This is a genomic window from Sorangium sp. So ce385 (assembly GCF_051474135.1).
Taxonomy (GTDB): Bacteria; Myxococcota_A; Polyangia; order Polyangiales; family Polyangiaceae; genus Sorangium; species Sorangium cellulosum_D.
On sequence record NZ_CP150337.1, the window covers coordinates 12685298 to 12708117 of the forward strand.

General features: G+C 74.3%; 20 protein-coding genes. 11 read left to right on the plus strand and 9 right to left on the minus strand.

Features of this window, described 5'->3' with window-relative positions; all coding sequences use genetic code 11:
* Positions 1 to 256: 256 nt before the first annotated feature.
* Positions 257 to 1108, plus strand: a complete 852-nt coding sequence (locus tag WME83_RS46475; protein WP_437316128.1) for a hypothetical protein — start codon at positions 257 to 259, stop codon at positions 1106 to 1108.
* Positions 1109 to 1133: 25 nt separating this feature from the next.
* Here the strand turns inward: WME83_RS46475 and WME83_RS46480 are convergent, their stop codons facing one another.
* From WME83_RS46480 to WME83_RS46495, 4 genes are all read right to left on the minus strand, one after another.
* Positions 1134 to 1592: a hypothetical protein gene (locus WME83_RS46480; protein ID WP_437316129.1), complete on the minus strand. Its 459-nt coding sequence runs from the start codon at positions 1590 to 1592 to the stop codon at positions 1134 to 1136.
* Positions 1589 to 1972, minus strand: a complete 384-nt coding sequence (locus WME83_RS46485) for a phage holin family protein (RefSeq protein WP_437316130.1) — start codon at positions 1970 to 1972, stop codon at positions 1589 to 1591. The genes WME83_RS46480 and WME83_RS46485 overlap by 4 nt, the downstream gene beginning before the upstream one ends.
* Before the next feature lie 198 nt (positions 1973 to 2170).
* The gene (gene prmC / locus WME83_RS46490; protein WP_437316131.1) at positions 2171 to 3055 is read right to left on the minus strand and encodes a peptide chain release factor N(5)-glutamine methyltransferase; all 885 of its coding nucleotides are present in this window, start codon (positions 3053 to 3055) and stop codon (positions 2171 to 2173) included.
* Entirely contained in the window at positions 3052 to 4470 is a 1419-nt protein-coding gene (locus WME83_RS46495) for a phosphomannomutase/phosphoglucomutase (RefSeq protein ID WP_437316132.1), read from the minus strand. The genes prmC and WME83_RS46495 overlap by 4 nt, the downstream gene beginning before the upstream one ends.
* Before the next feature lie 232 nt (positions 4471 to 4702).
* Between WME83_RS46495 and WME83_RS46500 the strand changes: the two genes are divergently transcribed.
* The 7 genes from WME83_RS46500 (at position 4703) to WME83_RS46530 (ending at position 11803) form a co-directional block, all read left to right on the plus strand.
* Complete coding sequence (locus tag WME83_RS46500; protein WP_437316133.1) at positions 4703 to 5818, plus strand: PEGA domain-containing protein; 1116 nt, start codon at positions 4703 to 4705, stop codon at positions 5816 to 5818.
* Between the two features lie 49 nt (positions 5819 to 5867).
* Positions 5868 to 6413, plus strand: a complete 546-nt coding sequence (rsmD, locus tag WME83_RS46505) for a 16S rRNA (guanine(966)-N(2))-methyltransferase RsmD (RefSeq protein WP_437316134.1) — start codon at positions 5868 to 5870, stop codon at positions 6411 to 6413.
* Between the two features lie 175 nt (positions 6414 to 6588).
* Entirely contained in the window at positions 6589 to 7206 is a 618-nt protein-coding gene (locus WME83_RS46510; protein WP_437316135.1) for an AgmX/PglI C-terminal domain-containing protein, read from the plus strand.
* A gap of 10 nt (positions 7207 to 7216) precedes the next feature.
* A complete protein-coding gene (locus WME83_RS46515; protein ID WP_437316136.1) occupies positions 7217 to 7651 on the plus strand; it encodes a hypothetical protein in 435 nt (144 codons plus the stop codon).
* A 20-nt stretch (positions 7652 to 7671) separates the two neighbouring features.
* Complete coding sequence (truA, locus tag WME83_RS46520; RefSeq protein ID WP_437316137.1) at positions 7672 to 8622, plus strand: tRNA pseudouridine(38-40) synthase TruA; 951 nt, start codon at positions 7672 to 7674, stop codon at positions 8620 to 8622.
* Positions 8623 to 8994: 372 nt separating this feature from the next.
* Positions 8995 to 10518: a trypsin-like peptidase domain-containing protein gene (locus WME83_RS46525; protein WP_437316138.1), complete on the plus strand. Its 1524-nt coding sequence runs from the start codon at positions 8995 to 8997 to the stop codon at positions 10516 to 10518.
* 79 nt (positions 10519 to 10597) lie between these two features.
* Positions 10598 to 11803, plus strand: a complete 1206-nt coding sequence (locus WME83_RS46530) for an exo-beta-N-acetylmuramidase NamZ family protein (protein WP_437316139.1) — start codon at positions 10598 to 10600, stop codon at positions 11801 to 11803.
* Positions 11804 to 11819: 16 nt separating this feature from the next.
* Here WME83_RS46530 and WME83_RS46535 read toward each other — a convergent pair whose 3' ends face one another.
* The gene (locus WME83_RS46535) at positions 11820 to 12206 is read right to left on the minus strand and encodes an SPW repeat protein (RefSeq protein WP_437316140.1); all 387 of its coding nucleotides are present in this window, start codon (positions 12204 to 12206) and stop codon (positions 11820 to 11822) included.
* Between the two features lie 367 nt (positions 12207 to 12573).
* On the opposite strand from WME83_RS46535, the gene WME83_RS46540 reads away from it, so the two are divergent.
* Entirely contained in the window at positions 12574 to 14010 is a 1437-nt protein-coding gene (locus tag WME83_RS46540) for an FAD-binding oxidoreductase (protein WP_437316141.1), read from the plus strand.
* Positions 14011 to 14097: 87 nt separating this feature from the next.
* Here WME83_RS46540 and WME83_RS46545 read toward each other — a convergent pair whose 3' ends face one another.
* On the minus strand, positions 14098 to 14646 hold the full coding sequence (locus WME83_RS46545) for an HD domain-containing protein (RefSeq protein WP_437316142.1): 549 nt from the start codon (positions 14644 to 14646) through the stop codon (positions 14098 to 14100).
* A gap of 608 nt (positions 14647 to 15254) precedes the next feature.
* Between WME83_RS46545 and WME83_RS46550 the strand changes: the two genes are divergently transcribed.
* Positions 15255 to 17075: an OmpA family protein gene (locus WME83_RS46550; protein ID WP_437316143.1), complete on the plus strand. Its 1821-nt coding sequence runs from the start codon at positions 15255 to 15257 to the stop codon at positions 17073 to 17075.
* On the plus strand, positions 17072 to 18802 hold the full coding sequence (locus WME83_RS46555; protein ID WP_437316144.1) for a DUF3344 domain-containing protein: 1731 nt from the start codon (positions 17072 to 17074) through the stop codon (positions 18800 to 18802). The genes WME83_RS46550 and WME83_RS46555 overlap by 4 nt, the downstream gene beginning before the upstream one ends.
* Positions 18803 to 18818: 16 nt before the next feature.
* On the opposite strand, the gene WME83_RS46560 is transcribed toward WME83_RS46555, so the two are convergent.
* The 3 genes from WME83_RS46560 to WME83_RS46570 form a co-directional block, all read right to left on the minus strand.
* Complete coding sequence (locus tag WME83_RS46560; RefSeq protein ID WP_437316145.1) at positions 18819 to 19121, minus strand: DUF4351 domain-containing protein; 303 nt, start codon at positions 19119 to 19121, stop codon at positions 18819 to 18821.
* A 36-nt stretch (positions 19122 to 19157) separates the two neighbouring features.
* Positions 19158 to 21125 carry a zinc-ribbon domain-containing protein gene (locus tag WME83_RS46565; protein WP_437316146.1) on the minus strand — a complete coding sequence of 656 codons (1968 nt, stop codon included), beginning with the start codon at positions 21123 to 21125 and terminating at the stop codon, positions 19158 to 19160.
* Positions 21126 to 21333: 208 nt separating this feature from the next.
* Positions 21334 to 22722 (minus strand): hypothetical protein, encoded by a 1389-nt coding sequence (locus tag WME83_RS46570; RefSeq protein WP_437316147.1) that lies wholly within the window; start codon positions 22720 to 22722, stop codon positions 21334 to 21336.
* Positions 22723 to 22820: the final 98 nt, after the last annotated feature.

Below are 22820 nucleotides of genomic sequence, written 5' to 3' on the forward strand. Positions count from 1 at the left end.
CGGCAGGTCATCCGGCGAACCGGAGCTCCGATGGACTCGCTTCAAGCATGCTTCTCGTTCTGTCCCGACATGCGGTCCGCCGCAGGGCTGGATGCTGCGGCAGCCGCGCGCCGATGCGCGGCGCCCGCCCGCGCGTCCATGACGAGAGCGCGCGGCCCTGGCGCGCCCCGCGCCGGCGTCGGGCGGCGCGCCGATCGGGAAAGGCCATCGGATTGCGATGCCGGAGGCCCCCGTCATCGTATAGGAAAGGGAGCCCATGGCGACGTCCCTCCCCCTGCGGCGTGCGGCCGCGCTGCCGGCGCTCCTCGGCCTCGGCCTGCTCCATTCCACCGCATCGGCGCAGGAGGCGGCGCCCGGGGGTGCGGAGAGCCCGCCGCCCGCGAGCGACGCCGGCACCGCCGCCGCGGCCGCGCCGCCGCCCGCGAGCGACGCCGGCACCGCCGCCGCGGCCGCGCCGCCGCCGGGGAATGCGGTCCCCGACCCCGGCGGCGCGAATGAGCAGCCCGGCACGGCCCCGCGGCTTGCCGGGGATGCGCCCGTCACGGACCCGCTGTTCGCGCCCAGGAAGGCGGTGCGGCGCAGCGGGTTCACCGCCGGGATCGCGGGAGGCCTCGCGCTCGGGAGCGCCGCCGGATTCCCCAATGATGTTCAAAAGATAGGATACGAACGCTACTACACCGAGACCGGCGTCGGCATCGGCGGCGGCGGTTACGTCTGGCTCGGCGGGGTGCTCGCGGACTGGCTCACGTTCGGCCTCGCGTTCGGTGGGCACGGCCTGAGCGCCGCGGATCATGGCGCCCTGGCGGGCGGGGTCATGTTCCACACCGAGGTATTCCCGCTCTTCTCGCTCGGGGAGCGCTGGAGAGAGGTGGGTGTCATCGTCGATGCAGGCACCGGCGTGGCCTACACGACGCCGGACGACAGCGACGTCGACGTCATCGACGGCGCCCTCCCGGCCCGCATCGGCGGCGGCGTGTTCTACGAAGGGATCCGGCTCTGGAAGGTGTCGATGGGCCCGTGGCTCTACGCCGATTACACCTGGAGCACGTCCGTCCGCCAGCCAGGGTTCTACCTGGGCTGGCGCACTGCCCTGTACACCGGGCCCTGATCCGCTCGGGCCCTGATCTCGTGGTCTACGCCTGCAGCTCCGGCGCCCGCCGCCGCGCCAGCGCCTCCCGCCCCGGCGGCGCCAGCGTGAGCCGGATCCCGCGCCGGATGAGCTGCATCGCCGCGAAGGACACCGCCCCCACCAGGATCTTCCGGCCGATCTCGCGCGGCACGCTCGGCTTCCCGCGCGGCGCCACCCAGTCCGGGTGCTGCCACGAGCGCACGAGCGCGCGGACGCGCTCGCCCCGCCGCCGCTCGTCGCGCCCCCGCACCCCCCGGACCAGCGCGATCACCGCCGCGCCGCCCAGGATCGCGAGCAGCAGCCCTCCGGCCGCCACCCCGGGGCCGTGCCGGCGCACCTGCGTCTTCACGTCGAGGAGCGCGTGGCGGCGCCGATCGATCGCCTCGATCGTGTGCATCAGCCGGTCGCGCAGCTCGTCCGCCTTCCGCTCGAACTCCTCCCGCTGACCGTTCAGCCCCTTCATACGACGCGCTCCCGCACCAGCCGCACGTCCGACCCGAGGCGGCCGCGCGTCCGCTCGAGCGGCCTCCTCGGCGCGCGCCCGTAGCCGACGACGCCCACCACGACCGCGAGCGCGATGAGCGCGAGCCCCATCAGCAGCGCCGGGAGCGGCCCCGGCGAGATCGCCAGCGCGATCGCGACGAGCACCAGCGCCACCCCGAGCAGCGCCGCGGCCGCCGCCGCCCCGAGCGCGACGCCCGACGTCTTCGCCCGCGAGATCTCGTGGTTGATCTCGTCGCGCGCCAGCGCGACCTCGACCTCTATCAGCTCCCTGGCCTCGGCGATCGCCTCCTTCACGAGATCGGCCGTCGAGCTCTCGGGCCTGGGATCCACCTGCCTCATGGGACACCTCTCCGCCTCACAGGATGAACGCGCTCGGGAGCGGAGCAGGCAGCCGCCAGCACACCGGTCGCCGCAGAGCCCCCGCCACCGACCGCGCCACGCGGTGCATACGGCACGCCAGCCCCATCCTCGCGCAGCCGCGCGCGCGCTGCGCGGCCGCCGGCCAGCGCGCGGCGGGGCGCACAGCGCGGCGGGCGATCAGGGCAGGACGCCGGAGACGACGCGCTCGTGGCCGCCGTAGTCGAGGTTCCTCGCGACGTCGACGAACCCCGCCGCCGCGAAGAGCTCGGCGACCTCGCCCGCCTTGCCGGCCTCGACCTCCACCGCCAGCACGCCGCCGCCGGCGAGCCGCGCCGGCGCGCCCGCGACGATGCGGCGCGTGAAGGCGAGCCCGTCCGCGCCCCCCGCGAGCGCGAGGTGAGGCTCGTAGCCGCGGATGTCGATCTGCAGCGCGGCCACGTCCTGGTCCGGGATGTACGGCGGGTTCGCGGTGATCAGGTCGAAGCGGAGGCCGGTCGGCACGCCGGCGAAGAGATCCGAGCGCAAAAACCCCGCGTTGACGGCGCCGAGACGGAGCGCGTTCTCGCGGGCGACGGCGAGCGCGCCGTCCGAGATGTCGATGCCGAGGACGCGGCTGGTGGGCCGCTCGCAGGCGAGGCTCACCGCGACGCAGCCGGAGCCGGTGCACAGATCGAGCACGCGCGCGGAGAGCGCGAGGCGCCTCGTCCGGGCGAGGCCGACCTCGACGAGGATCTCGGTGTCGGGGCGCGGGATGAGCACGCGCGGATCGACCCGGAACGGGCGGCCGTAGAACTCCCGCACACCGAGCAGGTAGGCGACCGGCTCGCCGGCGCGGCGGCGCTGGTGCAGCTCCCGGTAGGCGGCGAGCTCGGCCCTGTCGAGCGGCCGCTCGGCGTCGATGAGCAGCCCCACGCGGTCGATGCCCAGCACCTTGCCGAGCAGGAGCTCGGCGTCGAGGCGCGCCGAGGACGCGCCGCGCTTCCTCAAATCGCCCGAGGCCCACGTGATCACGCGGCGGATCGTCCAGGGCTCGTTCTGCGGCTCGACGTCGGGCTTTGTCACGGGAGCGGGGCGGCGACGGCGTCGCGGACGGCGGCGGAGACGACGGCCTCGACCTCGGCGCGGACCGCGTCGCGGTCCGCGACCGACCGGGCCTCGAAGCGCAGCACGAGGATGGGACCGGTGTTCGAAGCGCGGCAGAGGCCCCAGGCCCCGCCGCCGAAATCGATGCGCGCGCCGTCGATGTCCACGACCGGACGGACGCGGCGGAAGTGCTCGGTCACGCGGCGCACGACCTCGAACTTCACGGCGTCGGGGCAGTCGACCCGGATCTCGGGGGTGGCGAAGGTCTGCGGCACGTCCGCGAGCAGCTCGCCGAGCGGCCGCTGCGCCCGGGCCACGATCTCGAGCAGGCGGACCGACGCGTAGACCGCGTCGTCGAACCCGAACCACCGGTCGGCGAAGAACATGTGCCCGCTCATCTCGCCCGCGAGCAGGGCGCCTTCCTCTTTCATCTTGGTCTTGATGAGCGAATGGCCCGTCTTCCAGAGGATGGGGCGGCCGCCGCGCGCGGCAACGTCCGCGTAGAGCGTCTCGGAGCACTTCACCTCCCCGAGCACGGCCGAGCCGGGGCGCTCCGCGAGGAGCGACCGCGCGAACAGGAGCAGCAGCTTGTCCCCCCAGATCACCTCGCCGCGCTCGTCGACGACGCCGATCCGGTCGCCGTCGCCGTCCCACGCGACGCCGAGCGCGGCGCCGGTCGAGAGCACGCGGGCGCGGAGCGCCTCGAGGTTCTCGGGCACGGTCGGGTCCGGGTGGTGGTTCGGGAACCGGCCGTCGATGTCGCAGAAGAGCGCGTCCGGCGAGAAGCCGAGCGCGCTCAGCGTGCGGACGCCGAGCGGGCCGGCCGCCCCGTTGCCGGCGTCGACCACGAAGCGCACGTCGGTGCGCGACAGGCGGGACGCGGCGCGCACCGCCTCGATGTAGTCGGCCGCGAGGTCGACCTCGGTGAGCGCGCCTCTCGCCGCCGCCGCCCCGCGCGCGGCGCCCTCCTCGATGAGATCGGCGAGCGCCTGGATCTGCTGGCCGAAGAACGACGCCTTGCCGCGCATGAGCTTGAACCCGTTGTCCGGCGCCGGGTTGTGGCTCGCGGTGATCATGATCGCGCCGTCGGCGTGGAGGTGGTGCGCGGCGAAGTAGAGCAGCGGCGTCGGCCCGACGCCGGCCGAGATCACGTCGGCGCCGCCCGCGAGCAGCCCCTCGGTGAGCGCGGAGAACAACCGTCCGCTCGAGAGGCGGCCGTCCCGGCAGACCGCGACCCGCGGGCGGGCGCCGCCGGACGGCGCCCCGGCGGCGAGCTCGCGGGTGAGCAGCAGGGAGAAGGCGGCGCCGAGCTCACGGGCGAGCTCGCTCGAGAGGTCGCGCTCGGCGTCGCCGCGGATGTCGTACTCGCGGAAGATGGTTCGGGGGACCTTCATAGACCACGCGGAGGAACGCTCGGCGACGCGCTGCAGCGGGGGCCGGCGCGGAGGATGCTCTGACACGGCGCGATCGTGGGTGAAACGAAAAACGCTCGCCGCGGCGCGGGCCTACGGCCCGCCGGCTCGCCGGCCCACCAGATTGCGTTCCTGGCCGCCGGCCGGGTAAGTTGGGCCCCGTGGAGCCCAGCACCGCATGATGACGCGCGCACAGAGAACCGGTCTCGCTGCCATGCTGGCCCTCTCCGCCTGCCTCGCCTGCGGCGAGGTCGCGCGGGCGGCGGAGCCGTCGCCCGCCGCCCTGCCGATCACGGTCGTCGCCATCCGGACCGACGACGCGTACGACCAGGCCGGCGCGCTGACCCAGGCGCTCCGCTCCGCCATCAAGGACGCCCGGGGGTGGTCGGTCGGCGAGGGGGATTTCTCGCTGGAGGTCCTGACGCTCTCGCTGCAGTGCCCCGACGTGCCCGACGAGGGCTGCCAGACGCGCATCGCCGACCACATCCGGAGCGACCGCTACCTCTGGGGCGTGCTCCGCAAGAGCGACACCAACGTGGAGGGCTCGCTGAACCTCTGGACCCGCGGCAAGCCGACCTCGAGCGTCCCGGTGAAGTACAGCGCGAACCTCACCGAGGCCAACGACGAGCCGCTCCGCAAGATCGCGGCGGACGCGATCGCGTCGCTGACCGGCGGACCGCCGATGGGGTCGCTCCGCGTGAGGACGGGCGCCGCGCAGGCGAGCGTGCTCATCGACGGAAAGCCGGTCGGCAACGTGCAGAACGGCGAGGGGATCTTCCCGGTCACGGCCGGGCCGCACCGGGTGCGCGTGAAGTCGGCCGGGTTCCTCGACTCCGAGGCGTCGGTGGTGGTCGTGCCCGTGAACACGACCGACCTCGCGCTCAGCCAGATGCCCGCCGAGCCGTCGCAGTCCAACTGGAAGCGGATCGGCGGGTTCATCGGCCTCGGCGCGGGGGCGGCGTTCGGGACCGTCGCCGTCATCAGCTCCGTCCAGGTCGCCAGCATCCAGAGCGACCCGCAGTACAAGGCCTACCGGGCGCTGTTCACCACCGAGGTCGACGACGTGTGCGCGCCCGAGCAGCGCGAGGCCGTCCGGGGCGACATCACCGCCGACACGAGGACGGCCGACGCGGGCATCCGGCTCTGCGAGAAGACGGACACGTTCATGGGGCTTCAGTACGTCTTCTACCCGCTGGCCGTGGTCTCCGCGGGCCTCGGCGCCTACCTGCTCGTGACGAGCGACAGCCGGAGCGGGGAGCGCGCCGGCTGGACCGTGCAGCCCAGCGTCGGCCTCGGCGCGGGCGGCCTCGACGTGACCTACCGCTGGTGAGCCGCGCCGCCCGTTCCGCGCGCCGGGCGCCCGGGGAGGGGCGACGATCATGCGGGTGATCGCCGGCCGGCTCGGCGGGCGGAGGCTCGCCGCCCCGCGCGGCGAGGGCACGCGGCCGACCGCGGACCGCGTGCGCGAGGCGCTGTTCTCCTCGCTCGGCGACGTCACCGGCGCGCTCGTCTGCGACCTCTACGCCGGCACCGGCGCGCTCGGCATCGAGGCGCTCTCGCGCGGCGCGCGGCGCGCGGTCTTCGTCGAGAGCGGCCGGCCCGCGCTCGCCACCCTCCGCGAGAACCTCGCCGCGCTCGGCCTCGCCGACGCGGCGCGCGTCGTCCCGCTCCCGGTCGAGCGCGCGCTCGACCTGCTCGCCGACGAGGGCCCCTTCGATCTCGCGCTGCTCGATCCGCCGTACGCCGCCCTGACCAAGGCCGCCACCGCGGCCGCGCGCCTCGCCGGGCCGCTCGGGTTGCTCGCCCCGACCGGGCGCCTCGTCCTCGAGCACGCGCGCCGCGATCCTTCCCCGGAGATCGCCGGGCTCACCTGCGCCGCGGTCCGCACCTACGGTGACACCGCGGTGTCGTTCTACGCGCGCTGAACGGCCGTCCGCGGGGAGCCAACATGTTCATCCGGGGCGCATCCAGTTTCCTGGCGCGCTTCCCTGGCCACCCTTGTAGACTCGCCCCCGCCGGGCGCGCCCGCGTCTCGGCTCCGGCGCACAGGGCCCGCCGACACGGCCGGCCCCGCGCGCCTCTCCGGGAGGACTTCTCAACGTGTCCGCATCGATGCCCCCGTCGTCCCAGCAGATCCCTGGAAAATCCGGCAACTCTGGGATCTACATCGCAGGAATGGTCGTCCTCGCCGCGCTCATGGCGGGCCTGCTCTACTGGAAGCTGCGCCCGGAGCCGGAGGCGCCGCCCGCGGCGCCCACCGCCGCTGCCCGCACCGAGACGAAGCCGGCGGAGCCGCCGCCGCTCTTCGCGCCCCCGCCGCCGCCGCCCGTCGAGGAGGTCGAGGACGCCGGGGTGGACGCTGGCAAGGTCGCGTCGGCGCAGGGCCCGGCGACGACCGGCAAGTCGCCTTGCTCTGCCAAGTGCGGCGACGGCGCCAGCTCGCCCGCGCTCGACTCCGCCGTCCTCGGGCTCGCTCGCTCGGCGCAGGGTTGTTATAACCGCGCGCTGCGCACCTCGGAGGTCTCCGGCAAGCTGACGGTGAGCGTGCAGGTCGCCTCGACGGGCGCGGTGTGCAGCGCCTCGATCCTCAACGACACGGTGGGGTCGGGCGAGATCTCGTCTTGCGTCCTGGGACGTTTCCGCGGCAAATCACTGCCTCCGCCGCAGAGCGGATGCGTCGTGGTGAACGTTCCGATCAACTTCACCATCAAGCAATAGGAAGCAGCCGATGCGAATGCTCCCCCTCCGGATGGCCAGCCTGCTCCTCCTCGCGCTCGCGCTGCCGAGCGCCGCGTGCCGCGTCGAGGAGGGGACCACCCCGAGCTGCAACGACAACCTCGACCCCGAGCACGGGATCGTGACGGACGCCGACGGGTGCCATCAGCTCCCGTACTGCATCGTGAACGGCAAGCAGGCGGCCCCCGAGGAGTGCTGCAAGAACGCGGAGGGCATGGTCAACCAGGCGTGCGCCAGGGGGTATGCGTCCCTGACCGCCTCGGCCACCACGACGTCGGCGAGCGGCTCCGGCGGGAGCGGCGGCTCCGGCGGGAGCGGCGGCTCGGGCGGCGGCGGCGGCTCGGGCGGCGGCGGCGGCAACGGGGGCGCCGGGGGCTCGGGCGGCGCGGGCGCCGGGGGCTCGGGCGCCGGGGGGAGCGGCGGCTAGGCCGCGCGCGTCCATCGGCCGTGGCGAGGAGCGCCGCTTCCACGCGGGGGATCCTGCTCTCGGTCGCCTACGACGGGCGCCCGTTCGCGGGCTTCGCCCGTCAGCGCGACCAGCGCACGGTCGCGGGCGAGCTGCTCGGCGCGCTGCGCGCCATCGATCCGGCCATCCGCGAGATCCGGGGCGCGAGCCGCACCGACGCGGGCGTCCACGCGCGCGACCAGCGCGTCGCCTTCGACACGGCGGCGCCGCTGCCGCCGCGCGGCTGGGTCCTCGCGACCGCGCGCCACCTGCCCGATGAGATCGTGATCCGTCGCGCCGCCGTGGTGCGCGTCGGGTACTCGCCCCGCTTCGAGAGCCTCCGCAAGCGCTACCGCTACCTGATCCTCCGGGATCTGGTGCGCGATCCGTTCCTCAGCCGGCGCGCGTGGCGGGTCGAGGGCCTCACGGACGAGGCGATCGAGCGGGCGCGCGCCGAGGCGCTCGCCGCGAAGGGCACCCACGACTTCGCGGCGTTCCGGACGAGCGCGGACGAGCGGACGACCACGGTGCGCACGCTGTACGGCGTCGAGCTGTCGCTCGACCCTGCGGATCCGCGCCTCGTCCGGATCGACGTCGAGGGGAACGCGTTCCTGCACAACATGGTGCGCATCCTGGTCGGCACCTTGATGGACGTGGCGCGCGGCCACCTCGCCCCCGGCGCGATCGCGCGCGCGCTCGCGTCGCGCGACCGGCGCGAGGCCGGGATCACGGCGCCGCCGGACGGGCTCTACCTGGAGCACATCCACCTGCGCGACGACGGCCAGGATCCCTGGCCCAGCGGGCCATCGGACGGATCGTCGGTGGACGACGCCGCGCCGGAGGGCGCCCCTGCGGCGGACGACGCTGCACCGGCGGACGACGCCGCACCGGCGGACGACGCCGCGCCGGCGGACGAGGTGGGCACGAGGCCCGGAGCGGGCGCCGGGGCCTAGGACCGCGGGTCAGAAGTCCTCCCAGGAATCTCCCTCGCGAGAGAAGCGAGAGATTTCAACGCAAAGGAGCAAAGGCGCAAAGACGCAAGAATGCATTTGTTTTTTTGCGCCTTTGCGCTCTTTGCACCTTTGCGTTGAAATCTCTCCCGGATCCCTGGCCGGACATCTGGCGGGCGGAGCTGGGGCCTGCGCACAGCCCGAAGCGGCGCGCTGCCCGAACGGGCGCGCCCCTTCGGCCGGGTCCGCGACCGAGCGCTTTCGCGCGCCAGGAGGTTGCGTTCGCGAGCGCTTCCCGTCTTACCTCTTGCCTCGCTGCCGGGCACCCCGCTCCGCGGACCGCGGACAGGACCTCTCCCACGCGCTGGAGGAAGCATGAACTCGCGTCGGCTGACTGCATCCCTCGCCCTGCTCGTCCCTGCCCTCTCGCTCCCGTCGCTCGCGGGCGCCCAGCCGTCCGCAGCGCCGGCGCCGGCGCCCACCCTCCGGGCGCCCTCGGCGCTGCCGAAGGCGGCGCCCGCGCCGTCCCGCGCCGCCACCTCCAGCGCCGCCGCGGCCGCCGGCGCCGCCGATCTGCGCCGCCTCGGCGAGGCGTTCGCCGACGTCGCCGACAAGGTCGGCCCCACGGTCGTCCAGATCGAGGTCGCCGTCGGCGAGGACGTCGCCTCGCCGCTGCGCTGGTTCCGCGACGGCGGCCAGCGCCGCGGGCTCGGCTCGGGCGTCATCTTCTCCCCGGACGGCGGCATCCTCACGAACAACCACGTCATCGACGGCGCCCGCGCGATCACCGTCCGGCTCCGCGACGGCCGCATGTTCGCCGGCCGCGTGGCGGGCCGCGACCCCGCGACCGATCTCGCCGTGCTCCGCATCGACGCGAAGGACCTGCCCACCGCGACGTTCGCCGACAGCGACGCCGCCCGCGTCGGCGCCTGGGTGGTCGCGATCGGCTCGCCCTTCGGCCTGGGCCACACGGTCACCACCGGCGTGCTCAGCGCCAAGGGGCGCGGCGGCGTCGGCGTGAACGACGTCGAGGACTACCTCCAGACCGACGCGAGCATCAACCCCGGCAACTCGGGCGGCCCGCTCGTCGACCTCGACGGCCGCGTGCTCGGCATCAACACGATGATCGTCAGCCGCGGGCAGGGCATCGGGCTCGCGGTGCCGGCGAACATGGCCCGGCGCGCGGCCGAGCAGCTGCTCCGGCACGGCCGCGTCGATCGCGCCTGGATCGGCGTCGGGCTGCAGGATCTCACGCCCCAGCTCGCGGCGGCGATGCCGAACGCGCCCCGCGCCGGCGCGCTCGTCAACGCCGTCAACCCGAGCGGCCCCGCGGCCAGGTCGAACCTCCAGCCGGGCGACGTGATCACGTCGGTCGCGGCCAGGCCGACGCGCGACGCGCAGGACGTCATCCGCGAGCTCTTCAACCACAACGTCGGCGAGACGCTCGCGCTCGAGGTCGTGCGCGGCGGCCAGCGGTACCAGACCCGGGTGACGCTCGCCGCGCGGAACGAGCCGCCGCCGCCGGCGCTGCCGGTCCAGCGCGCGCCCGCCTCGCACCCGGGCCTCGGCCTCACCCTGCGCGACGCGCCGGCCGAGCGCGGCGAACGCGGCGAGCGCGGCGAGCGCGGCGAACGCGGCGAGCGCGGCGAGCGCGGCGAGCGCGGTGAGCGCGGTGCGCGCGGTGCGCGCGGCGAGGCCCGCTCGCTGGCGCGCGTGGCCTTCGTGGCGGACGACTCGCCCGCCGAGCGCGCGGGCCTGCGTCCGGGCGACGTGATCCTGGAGGCCGACGGCCGCCGCGCGCCCACCGCCGCCGAGGTCGAGGAGGCCGCGCGCGACGGCGAGCTCCTCGTCCGGGTGCAGCGCCGGGGCGCGGCGTTCTACGCCGCCCTCAAGCGCTGACCCGCGCCGGCGCAGCGCCCCCGGAAAATCCGACGCGGACAAATGGACTGCCCGCGCTCGCCTTGGTAGTCAGGGTACCGTGCACATCGGACTCGACCGTCTCCCGGATCTCTCCCAGCTCCAGCGCATCCGGTCGGCTCGCCTGGGGGTCCTTGCGCACCCGGCGAGCGTCGACCGCGAGCTCACCCACATCGCGTTCGTCCTCGAGCGCCTCGGCGTGCGCCCGCGCCTCTTCTTCGGCCCGGAGCACGGCTACGGCGGCGAGGCGCAGGACATGGCGGCCGTGACGAGCGCCGTCGACGCGCGCTCCGGCGCGCGCATCGTCAGCCTGTACGGCGACAGGTTCGAGGATCTCTCGCCTTCCGCCGAGGATCTCGCGGAGATCGACCTGCTCCTCATCGATCTCGCCGACGTCGGCGCGCGCTACTACACGTTCGTCTGGACGGCGCTGCTCGCGCTGCGGGCGGCCCACGCGGCGGGCGTGCACGTCGTGCTGCTCGACCGGCCGAACCCCATCGGCTGCGCGCCGGAGAGCGTGGAGGGCGCGACGCAGGCGCCGGGGTTCCTCTCGTTCGTGGGCCTCGAGCCCGTGCCGATCCGCCACGCGCTCACGGTGGGCGAGCTGGTCGCGCTCTTCGCGCGGCGCGAAGGCATCCCGCTCGGCGACGTCGCCTGCGGGCTGCAGGTCGTCGCGGTCGAGGAGCACCGCCGCGAGGCGCTCGCCGCCGAGTGGGATCGCCCGTTCGTCCTGCCCTCGCCCAACATGCCGACGGCGGACACCGCGCTCGTCTACCCGGGCGGCTGCCTGATCGAGGGGACGAACCTGTCGGAGGGCCGCGGCACGACGCGCCCCTTCGAGATCGTCGGCGCGCCCTGGCTCGACGGCCGCGATCTCGCCGCGCGCCTCGCGTCCACCGGGCTGCTCGGGTTCATCGCGCGGCCGCTCACCTTCCGGCCGACGTTCCAGAAGCACGCCGGCAAGACGTGCGGCGGCGTTCAGATCCACGTCACCGACCCGCGCACCTTCCGTCCGGTCGCGACCTACCTCGCGCTCACCGCGTTCGCCCACCGGCAGCAGCCCGAGCAGTTCCGGTTCCGCACCGAGCGTTACGAGTACGTCGACACGATCCCGGCCTTCGATCTGCTCACCGGGTCGGCCGCGGCGCGCCTCGCCATCGAGGCCGGCGAGGATCCGCTGGCGATCGCCCTGGAGGTGTCGCGCCCGGATCCGGCCTGGCCCGAGGTGATGCGCGAGGCGCAGGCGGCGCTCGCCGCCGCCGGCTGAGCGCCGCCCGCGCGGCTCAGCGATCGTAGCGATCGTAGGGCACCGGCCGGGAGAGGACGCCGGCGGCGTACCTCGTCGTGAGGACGACGAGCACGATCGCGAGCCCGGCGACGACGGAGAAGATCCGCGCCGGGCCCTCGGCGGAGAACCCGAACAGCCAGGGCGAGGCGATGAGACCGACGCCCAGGGAGGACTCCAGCGCTCCGTGCACCGGAAACGGGATCTTCCTGGCGGCGCCGAGCGGCTGATCGGACAGCAGCGTCACGACGAGGTGCGTCAGGGCGGTGACATAAGAGACCGCCGTCGGCACCGGCCCGAAGCCGAGCGCGAGCGGCGCGAGCGCGAGCAGGACGACGATCGCGTAATCGACGTACCCATGGAGTCGGGGAGACAGCAGCTTCATCGGTCCCTCCTTGGAGGAGCTCCCCGCACGGCGGTGCATCGCATGTGCCGGAGAGCGGCTGTCAGGGCGCGCGCAGCCGACGGCGTGGCGCCGCGCGCCCCGGAGAGCAGGGCGGTGATTCCTCGTCCGGGACGGGCGCGAGGGTGCTTGTCGTGCTCACGGGAGGGAGCGCGGGGTGCGCGCGCGATCGGGCACAGAGCGGGGGCCGGCACAGGGCCGGGGGTGGGGCCGGCGGCGGTTGACGCGACCCCTGAGGGGCGCAGGTTCCGTGCATGCAGGCCGGATCTCGCGTCGTCCGGCGGGCAGCGCGCCCGGCTGCCGCGCCGCGCAATTGGACCTGCGGCTGCGCGCGGGCGAAGCGCCCGTCATGAGCTCGGCGCCGCGGCTCACCGGTCGTGTCGTCCTCCCCGGGGATCCCGGCTACGACGGCGCGCGCGAGGTGCACAACGCGCGCTTCTCGCGATCTCCTCGCGCCATCGTGTTTTGCCAGGACGCGCAGGACGTCGTGAATGCCATTCGGTGGGCGACCGCGCGAGGCGCGGAGATCCGGGCGAGGAGCGGGCGGCATAGCTATGAGGGGTTCTCCGTGGTCGACGGCGGGCTCGTCATCGACGTGAGCGACCTCCGGAGCGTCCGCGTCGACCGCGAGCGCGGGATCGCCGTCATCGGCGCGGGCGCGGATCTCATCACCGTCTACGACGCGCTCTGGGAGGTCGGCGTCACCCTCCCTGCGGGCTCGTGCCCCACGGTCGGCATCGCGGGGCTCACGCTGGGCGGCGGGTTCGGCCTCCTCTCCCGCGCGCTCGGCCTCACCTGCGACAGCCTCCTCGCCGTCGAGATGGTCACCGCGGACGGCGAGGTGGTCCGGGCCGACGCGGACGAGAACCCCGAGCTCCTCTGGGCCTGCCAGGGCGGCGGGGGCGGCAACTTCGGGATCGTCACATCGTTCACGTTCAAGACACACCCGATCTCCGACGTCTCGCTCTTCAGGATCTCCTGGCCATGGGCCGATCTCGAGCGGGTGTTCGAGGCGTGGCAGACGTTCGCGCCGCACGCCGACGAGCGACTGACGTGCATCCTCAAGCTCCCGGCGGCGGCTTCGGGCGAGGTCTCGTGCGAGGGCCAGCTCCTCGGGCGGGGCGAGGAGCTGCGTCGGCTGATCCAGCCGCTGTTCTCCGCGCGCGGGGCCGAGCCTTCCAGCGCGTCGATCGAGACCATGCCCTACCTCAACGCGGTGGGCCGGCTCGGGGGGCTCGGCGGCGATCCCGAGCGATGGACGGTGTACCCGCACCAGGAGCAGGCGAGCTACAAGAACACGTCGGCCTACGCGTACGAGCGCTTCGGGGCAGAGGCGATCGCGACCCTCGCCGCCGGCCTATCGCGCGCGCCGAACGCGAGGTGCCTTGTCCAGCTCGACGGTTATGGCGGCGCCGTCGGCCGGGTCGCGCCCGACGCCACGGCGTTCCCGCACCGGCGCGCGCTGTGGAGCCTCCAATACCAGGCCTACTGGACCGCGGCCGCGGAAGAAGCGGAGTGCGTCGCCTGGGTCGAGCGCCTCCGCCGCGCGATGCTGCCCTACGTGCGAGGCGCCTACATCAACTACATCGATGCGGACATCGAGGACTGGCTCACGGCCTACTACGGCCCGAACGCCGCGCGGCTCGCGGCCATCAAGGCGCGGTGGGACCCGGGCGAGGTGTTCCGCTTCGCGCAGTCGATCCCGCCCGCTCCGCCGGAGGCGATGGAGGTGCCGGCAGGCCGCGCGGCCCAGGGCGGCGCGCCGGACGAGCGCGCCGCGCCGTGAGCGCGCCGCTCGGAGCGCAGGTGTTCGCCCGGATCGCCGCGGCGGGCCGGGCGCGGCGGCCCGCGCGCGCCCGGGCGGTCGGGGGGTTCAGCCCGTCGACAGGAGCTCGTCGAGCACGGCGCCGTACTCGTCGAGGAGCGGGTGCGGCGGCAGCGCCCGGCACATCGCGCGCAGCTCTTCGAACCTGGAGATCTGCGCCTCCCTGCCGCGCTTGAACATCGACCACGGGTCGCCGTGCTCGCGCGCGCAGACGATGATGGACTGGAAGTTGTCTATCTTGTCGGCCAGCGTGATCGCCTGCGCTTCCCAGGGCTTCTTGGGGAACGCCTCGAGATAGAGGCGCTTCCTGTCCTCCCAGGGCAGCGACCGGTCCTGCTCGGTCACGTGGCGGACGAGCGTGGCGACGCGCTCGCCGAAGTGCTGGATCAGCTCGTCGAACGTGACGCCCTGGTCCTCCATGGCGTCGTGCAGCGCGCCGGCCGCGACCACCTCGTCGTCGAAGCCGTGGCGCGCGAGCAGGACCGCGACGCCGGCGAGGTGGCTGATGTAGGGGACGTCGGCGTTCGGATACTTGCGCTTCTGTGCTCGGTGCCAGACCGCCGCCTGGTCGAGCGCGCGCTTGAGGAGGATGCCCATCGCGGTGTCCCGCCAACCATAGCCGCTCGTCGTCCAGAGCGCAGGCGCCCGAACGTGAGCCGCCCCCGCCGCCGGGACCTCCGTCCCGAAGAGACCGCGCGCCGCGCGCCGCCCGGAGCCCGGAGCCCGCCCGGACGCCGCGCCGGTCCGGGCGCCGCGAGCGACCCGCGGACCGGCGGTCGCCGGAGGGCGCCCGGCCGCGGCGAGCCGGCCGCCGCAGGCGCGCATCGCGCGAGGGTGGCTGTCGCGCGGAGATCCAATCGCCGCGGCGGCCCCGCCCCGGCGGAGCGCGACGTCACCGCCCCGACCCCGACGTCGTGCAAATTTGCACCCCGCATCGGATTCGTGCTCGGCTCCTCGGGGCTCCGGCGCGGGACATCGGCTCTCCGGCCGGCGTGAGCCGCGAGCGTCGCGCCGACGAAGCATGGGCCGCCGGGGCGCGGCAGCCTCTCGTTCGTTCAGAGGGTCCGGGGAGGTGTGCGCAAGTCCTACGAAGATGTAGACCACGTCGCTCGTTGCCCAAGACTCCGCAGTTGCCGGCCGGTATACTGGTCCGCGATAGCGGCTTGACCCGTCATGCGAAACCCGCCGACGCAGGGTGCCACCTCATGAGATCTCGGTCTTTCTGCTCGCTGGCCGCCGCGCTGGCCGCCCTCGCCGCCGTGCCTGCGCTCGCCGGCGCGCAGGACGCGCCCGTCAAGCCCGACGGCATGGCCCTCAGCCGCTTCGTCCCGGCGCCGGCCGGGGACCGCATGTTCAGCGTCCCGTCGCCGTTCGCGCCAGGCCACCTGACGCCGCACGTGATGCTGATGGCCGATTACGCGAGCAATCCGCTCGTCCTGCGGCGCGCGCGCGACGGCGCGGAGATCGGCGCGGTCGTCAGCGATCAGCTCACGTTCCGGCTCAACGCGTCGCTCCCGCTCTGGAACAAGGTGAGCTTCGACCTCGACGCGCCGCTCACCGCGCTCCAGTCGGGCGAGAACCCGAACGGCGGCGGCCGCGAGTTCGCGTCCCCGAGCGGCGCGGAGCTCGGCGACCTGCGGCTCGGCGCGCGCGTGCAGCTCTATGGCACCTACCACGACCCGCTCCAGCTCGCGGTCGGCGCGTACCTCTGGCTGCCCACCGGCGCGGCCGACTCGTTCGTGAGCGACGGGCACGTCCGCGCCATGCCGTACCTCGCCGCCGGCGGCCGCCTGGATCGCCTCGTCTGGTCGAGCTCGCTGGGCACCGAGCTCCGGCGCTCCCAGTCGTTCGGCGGCGTGGCGCAGGGGACGATGCTCACGCTGGGCGGCGGCGTCGGGTTCCTCGCCCTCGGCGACCGGCTCCAGGTGGGGCCGGAGCTCACCACCGCGATGGTGCTCGAGGACATCAGCAGCCGCTCGATCAACGCGGAGCTCCTCCTCGACGCCCGGTATCGATTCCTCCCCTTCCTGGAGGCGGGCGTCGGCGTCGGGCCGGGGCTCACCTCGGGGATCGGGACGCCCGACCTGCGCGTCGTCGCCATGGCCGCCTTCACGCCGGAGCAGCCGCCGGACGGGGACAGGGACGGTATCCCCGATCCGGAGGACGCCTGCCCGAAGGTGGCGGGCGAGCGCAGCGCCGACCCGCGCAAGCACGGCTGCCCGCCGCCGCCGGACCGCGACAACGACGGCATCCCCGACGTCGAAGACGCGTGCCCGTTCGTCGCCGGCGTCGCGAGCGCCGACCCGCGCAAGCACGGCTGCCCGCCGCCGCCGGACCGCGACAACGACGGCATCCCCGACGGCGAGGACGCGTGCCCGTTCGTCGCCGGCGTCGCGAGCGACGATCCGCGCAAGAACGGCTGCCCGCCGGATCAGGACGAGGACGGCGTGCCCGACAGCGAGGACGCCTGCCCCGAGGTCAAGGGGCTCCGCTCGAAGGACCCGGAGAAGAACGGCTGCCCGCGCGACACGGACGGCGACACGTTCCGCGACGACAAGGACGCCTGCCCGAGGGAGAAGGGCTTCGCGGATCCGGACCCCGAGAAGCACGGCTGCCCGAAGGCGGTGCGGGTGACCGACAAGAACGTCGTGATCCTCCAGCAGGTGCAGTTCGACACGGACAAGGCCACCATCAAGCCGGTGAGCGATCCGCTGCTCGACGAGGTCGCCCAGGTGCTGAAGGAGCACCCGGAGATCGTGCTCATCGAGATCCAGGGTCACACCGACGATCGGGGCACCGACGAGCACAACCGGGTTTTGTCGCAGAACCGCGCCAACTCCGTCATGGCGGCGCTGGTCCGCCGCGGCATCGACTCGACGCGGCTGACGGCGCAGGGCTACGGCCGGGACCAGCCCCTCGACAACAACGCGACGGAGGCGGGGCGGCAGCGGAATCGCCGTGTCCAGTTCATCATCATCAAGAAGGCCGCGTACAAGCCGCAGGTCGAAACCGGAGAGGATCGATGAGAAAGCAGTTGGGCATCACCGGGCTCGCGTCGCTCACGCTGATTGGCCTCACGACCGCCAGCGCGACGGCCGAGCCCAAGCTGCGTATACAGGTCGATCAGAAGGGCGATTTCGCCCTCATCGGGAGCTCGATCGGGCAGGAGTGCCGCTCATCGACGCCGAGGCCCAAGGAGGGCACGGTCGGCGCTTGCGGAGCGTCGACCGCCGAGTCGGGGCCCGATCTCTTCTGGCGGTCCGACTCGCCGGCGGACGGCAGCGCGGAGGCGAACCTCGACATCACCCCGGAGAGGGCGCGCACGACCGCGGTGCTGACGCTGCCCGAGGGGGCGACGGTGACGCACGCGTTCCTGTACTGGGCCGCGCGCAACGGCGGCGGCGCCGACACCGAGGTGGAGCTCCACCACGAGGGCGGCTTCGACGGCAAGGTCACCTCCATCGACTCGGTCGAGACGGTGATCAACCAGGGCAAGCCCAAGGAGTCGCACAACTACCAGTCGGTCGCCGACATCACCTCGATCGTGAAGGAGAGCGGCGCGGGGGCTTACCGGGTGGGCGGCGTGGACGTCGTCGACGTCCGGGACCGCGACGACGACGTGGTCTTCGCGGCGTGGTGGATGGTGGTGTTCTACGAGGCGCCGAAGCAGCCGATGCGCAACCTCGCGCTGTTCGACGGGCTCGACCGGGTCTCCGACGTGGGCTGGCAGCAGGTCGAGCTCTCGGGCTTCAAGGTGCCCGACGCCGGCTTCGTGGCGAAGCTGGGCATCGTCGCGTTCGAGGGCGACAACACGAGCTCTGGCGACAGCGTGTTCTTCAACCCTCGGAACCCTGGTAAGCCCGACGTGGCCGAGGCGCTGAGCGACGCGCTCAACCCTGCGGACAACTTCTTCAACAGCACCCGTTCGGCGCTCGGAGAGCCGGTGTCGGTGGAGGGCGATCTCCCGAGGATCGCGGGGACGCCTCAGAGCATGTCGGGGGTCGACATCGACATCGTGGATGTCAGCTCGAAGCTCAAGCCTGGGGACGATCGGGCGACGCTCGTCGCCACGAGCACGGACGAGCTGTACTTCCTCGCGGGCTGGGTGACGTCGATCTCCAACTTCGGCCCCGATTTCAGCAAGTCGAGCAAGGTGGCGACCGACATCGGCGGGCTGCCGACGTACCGCGGCGACGCCATCGAATACCGCATCACGGCGACGAACACCGGCAACGACGACGCCGTGGGCGCGGTGCTGACCGACGCGCTGCCGCCCGGCGTGACGTTCGTCCCGGGCTCGCTCTCGATCGTCGAGGGGCCGAACGCCGGTCCTCAGACGGACAGGCCGGGAGACGATCTCGGCGAGTACGATCCGCAGACGCGGACCGTCACGTTCCGGCTGGGCGAGGGGGCGGACGGCGCGAAGGGCGGCGGCATTCCTGTCGACGGGAGCGTCACGGTGCGCTTCGAGGTCACGGTCGACGCGGACGCGCCGAACGTCATCAAGAACCAGGCGCGGATCGCCGCGGCGGGCGCGCTCGGCGCGCCGGTGAGCGACGACCCGACGGACGGCAACGGCGCCGCCGCCGGCGCGCCGCCGACCGAGGTCGCGGTGGAGCCGGAGGATTTCTACGCCGCGGGGAGCGGCATGATCGGCCCGTGCGCGACCAGCCCGCGCGGCGGGGATGGCAGCGCCGGCTGGCTCGCGGGGCTCGCGCTGGCGGGGCTCGTTTGCAGGCGGCGCCGCGCGTAGCGCGCGGGGCGCGGCGTCAGCGCTCGGCCAGAGCGTCGTCCAGCGTGGGCGCGGTGAGCACGCGTTCGGTCCAGCCCTCGATCTGCCCTGCATCGGCGGCGCGGATGCGCGCCTCGATCGGCTCCGGCAGATCGCCGAAGCGCAGCCGGAGCAGCTTCAGCAGCATGCTTCGCTGCCCTTCGAGGCGGCCCTCTCGCTCGCCCTCCGGCCGGCCGTCTCGGCGCACCTCCTCGCGAAGGTAACAACCAGGAACGCGAGGGTAGTGGTCAATTCGAACATGAAGGCGGGAAGAAAACATGAATGATCTTCCCGCCTTCATGTGGACTCACCAACGCGAGACTGGCTCGAGACGAGCTCAGTTGATGGTGAACGACTTGCTGACCGAGACCGGCCCGCCGCCGAAGGCAGGCACGCGCGCGCCGCGGAACAACCGGGCCACGCAGCCGCCGACGCTCGTCCCGGCGAAGGGCGCGCCCTGCACCTCGGCCGACGTGACGTTGCCGCTCGGCGCGAAGGTGACCTTGACCTTCCCGGTGCCCGTCGGGCCCCCGGCCTTCTTGCAGCTCTTGGCGGACCCAGCCGCCGCGCCGAGCGCCGAGCTCGCGGCGCCGCGGTTGAACTCGCCGCCGCCGCCGGAAGGCGCCGGCTCCGCCGCGGGCTTCGACGCCGCCGGCTTGTCCGCCGCTGCAGCAGGCTTGTCCGCCGCTGCAACAGGCGCGGACGACGGCCTCTCCTTCTCCGCCGGCTTCTCGGCCGCCGCGCTGGGCGCCGTCTGATCCGGGGCCGCCGCCGACGCGGCGGGCTCCTCGGCGGCCGGCGCCGCCGTCTCCGCGGGCGGCGGCGTGGCGGCCGCCGCCGTCTCGGTCGGCGCGGGCGCCGGCGTCGCCGCCGGGCTCGGCACCTCTGCAGGGGCAGCGTTCGTCTGCTCCGGCGTGGTCGTGGACGTGTCCTCCTTCGGCGACTGCATGAAGAAGAAGGCGACGCCGCCGATCAGCACGACCGTGGCGACCGCGGCCGCGATCAGGCCCATGCGGCCCTTCTTGGCCGCGGGCTCCGGCGCCGCCATCGGGGAGAGCGGCAGGAGCGGCGGGGGCGGCACCGACGACTTGGCCGAGGCCGACAGCGACGGCGGCGGCCGCGAGTCCGTCACCGGCGCGAGCAGGGGCGGGGGCGCGAGCATCGGCGCGGAGGCGATCGCGCCGCCGCCGAGGTTCAGCAGGTCGTCGTAGCCGGTGCGCCCGTTGTTCTTCGCGGGGCGGCTCGAGGGACGCCGGCCCGACGGGGTCTCGTCTTGCTGCTGCTTGGCCGCGTTCTCGGTCGCGGTGAGCGCCGAGAGCGAGAAGAGGACGGAGTTCTCGTTGCGCTCGCCCACCTGGCGATCACCGCCGGGCTGCGGGGCCGGCGCGGCCGGCTCGGTGGCCCGCTCGGCGGCGGCGGCGCTGAACACGTCGACCGCGGCCGCGCGGCCCGGGCGGCGCGCCGCCGGGGCCGGCGCAGCAGCGGCAGGCGCGCCCGCGGCGCCGTCGGCAGCCGGCGCGGCCGCAGCAGCCCCCGCAGACGCGGCCGCGGCAGCCCCCGCAGACGCGGCCGCGGCAGCTCCCGCAGACGCGGCCGCGGCGGCCCCCGCAGACACGGCCGGGACCGGCGCGCGCTTCGCGTCCTTCATGACCACGGTCCCCTCGGGGCCGAACCTGAGCCCGGCCGGCGCCGGCGCCACGGGGACCGGCGCAGCAGCCGCCGCGGGCACGGCGGCAGGCGTCGGCACCGCCGCAGCCGCGGGCACGGCGGCAGGCGCCGGCGCGACCGCAGGCGCCGGCGCGGCGGCCGCGGGCGCCGCCGCAGCAGCAGCAGGCGCAGGCGTCGCGACCGCAGCGGTCGCCGCATCCGCCGCCGGCGCCGCATCTTCCCGGGAGGAAAATCGCTCCTTGAGCTCGGGGACGCTGGCGATGGGGAGCCAGTCGCTCATCCCCTCTTTCCAGACGTAAGTGTCGTTGCTCAGCGCCCCGCGGGCGTACTCGGTCACGAGCTGGGCGGTCGTCATGGTCCGCTCGTCGCCCTCGGCGACGTTGACGGTCCACTCGTCGGGCGCCGCCGTCGAGGGCACGCCGCCGACGTCGGCCACGAGCTTCGCGTCGGCGTCCTCCGCGAGGTCGCCCTGCTGCCCCACGGTGGCGTCCTGCGACGGGGCCGAAGCAGCCTCACTCGCGCCGTGGACGACCATCGCGTGGTTGCATTTCTTGCATTTGATCTTGACCGTCTTGCCGACGACCTTCTCGTCCGCAATCGTGTACTTCGCCTGGCACGACTCACACGTAATCTTCATGCGACTGTCGCCCTTCCCGTTCCGGCCTGCGGGCATGGGTTCAACGACCACACACGCGCACAATCACGCGGCCCGGTCGGTTGACGGAGGATAGCGGGACCGCGCGAGACCGATCAAGGCGCCGGCCTTTTTTGTGTCCACCACGGCGCGGCGCAGCGAGATGACGCAGCGCGTGTCCATGCCCCGCGACGCGCGAAGGGCGCCGCGCTCAGTTGAGCAAGACCAGCTGCGTGCCGTCTTTACCGCAAAACATCGCCTCGCCCGGATAGCGGTCGCCGCAGGTAGGGCAGATCTTTCCACGAGCGCGCGGGGCCGGCCCGACCGGCCCCGCGCCGTCCGCGGCCGGCGCCGCGAGCGCGGCCCCGGAGGACGCCGGCGCATCGTCCGCCCCGGCGACGCCGTGCTCCCCGAGGCCGCCGCCCGTCGAGGCGGGGCCTTCGAGCTCGCCGGCGCGCCGGCGGCCGCGGCGGAGCAGGATCAACCCCGCGAAGCCGAGGCAGGCGGCGACCCCGCCCACGATGGCGACGAACAGGTTCTTGCGCTCGCGCCCCACGTCCTCGCCCGCGGTGGTGCGCCCGCCGATGGTGCCGGCCGCGATCACCGCGACGGCGGCCTGATCGCTCTCGCCGGCCTCGTTGAGGCCGCTCGTGGCGAGGAGCGCGTCGTAGCGGTCGGGGCTCGTCACCTCGATCGCGACGGTCACGCCCTTGCCGGCGACGGACGCCACGAGGCCGAGGGTCCCCTCGCCCGCGTCGGCGCCGAGCGAGAGGGCGCCCGTCGCGTCGACCGTCGCGGCGGACGCGAGCGGCCCCGGCGCGATCGACCACGCGGGCCTGGTCGGGAGCGCGCACCCCGCCGCGTCCATGACGAGCGCGCGGAACTGGAAGCGCTCGCCCGGCCGCATGAGCTTGCGCGACGGCGTGACCTCGAGGCGCGCGGGCTCGCCGGGGGCGTCGCAGGTGCGCGGGGCGGCGGGCTTCTTCTCGGAGGCGACGGGCGCGGCTGGCGGCGCGCTCGCGGCGGGCGGCGGCGCGCTCGCCGCGGGGGGCGGCGCGCTCGCCGCGGGCGGCGCCTCGCCCTCGCGCCGGACGAGCGTGTACGTCCGCGTCCTCGTCACGGAGGCGCTGCAGGTCGTGTCCTGGATGATGAACTGGTACTGCCCCGTCTCCACCATGCGGATGCTGGCGTCGGTCGCCTGCGTCGTCGTGGTGACCACGGCACGGCGGGGGTCGTTCGGCGGGGTCGTGCAGCGCGTCTGCCAGGAGCGCGCGTCGCCGGAGGCCGAGTGCTTGCTGCGCGCGAGCCCGGGCATCTGCTCCCAGCACTCGGCGGTGCTCCACGACCGGCCGGCGCCCGAGATCGAGAGCTCCGAGCCGTGCTGCTGGATCTGCACGGCGCCGCCCGGGGCGCCCTGGGGGCGCGGCCTGGGCCCGCACGCCTCTCCCCACGCGTCGATGGACCACTGCTCGGAGAGCGCGCTCGCGGTCCAGGCCCCGCTCAGCGTCGGCTGTCCCTGCGCGGCGCTCGTGCCCGGAACGGCGAGCGACGCGAGCGACGCGAGGAGCAGGGCCGGCGAGGCGAGCAGCGGGCGTCCCACGGCCGAACCCTAGCAGCGCCCGCGCGCGGACGGCAGCCGGCAGGCTGGCGTGCCCCGCCCGCGCGGCGTGAGCCGGCCGTCCGCGCGGCGCGCCGCGC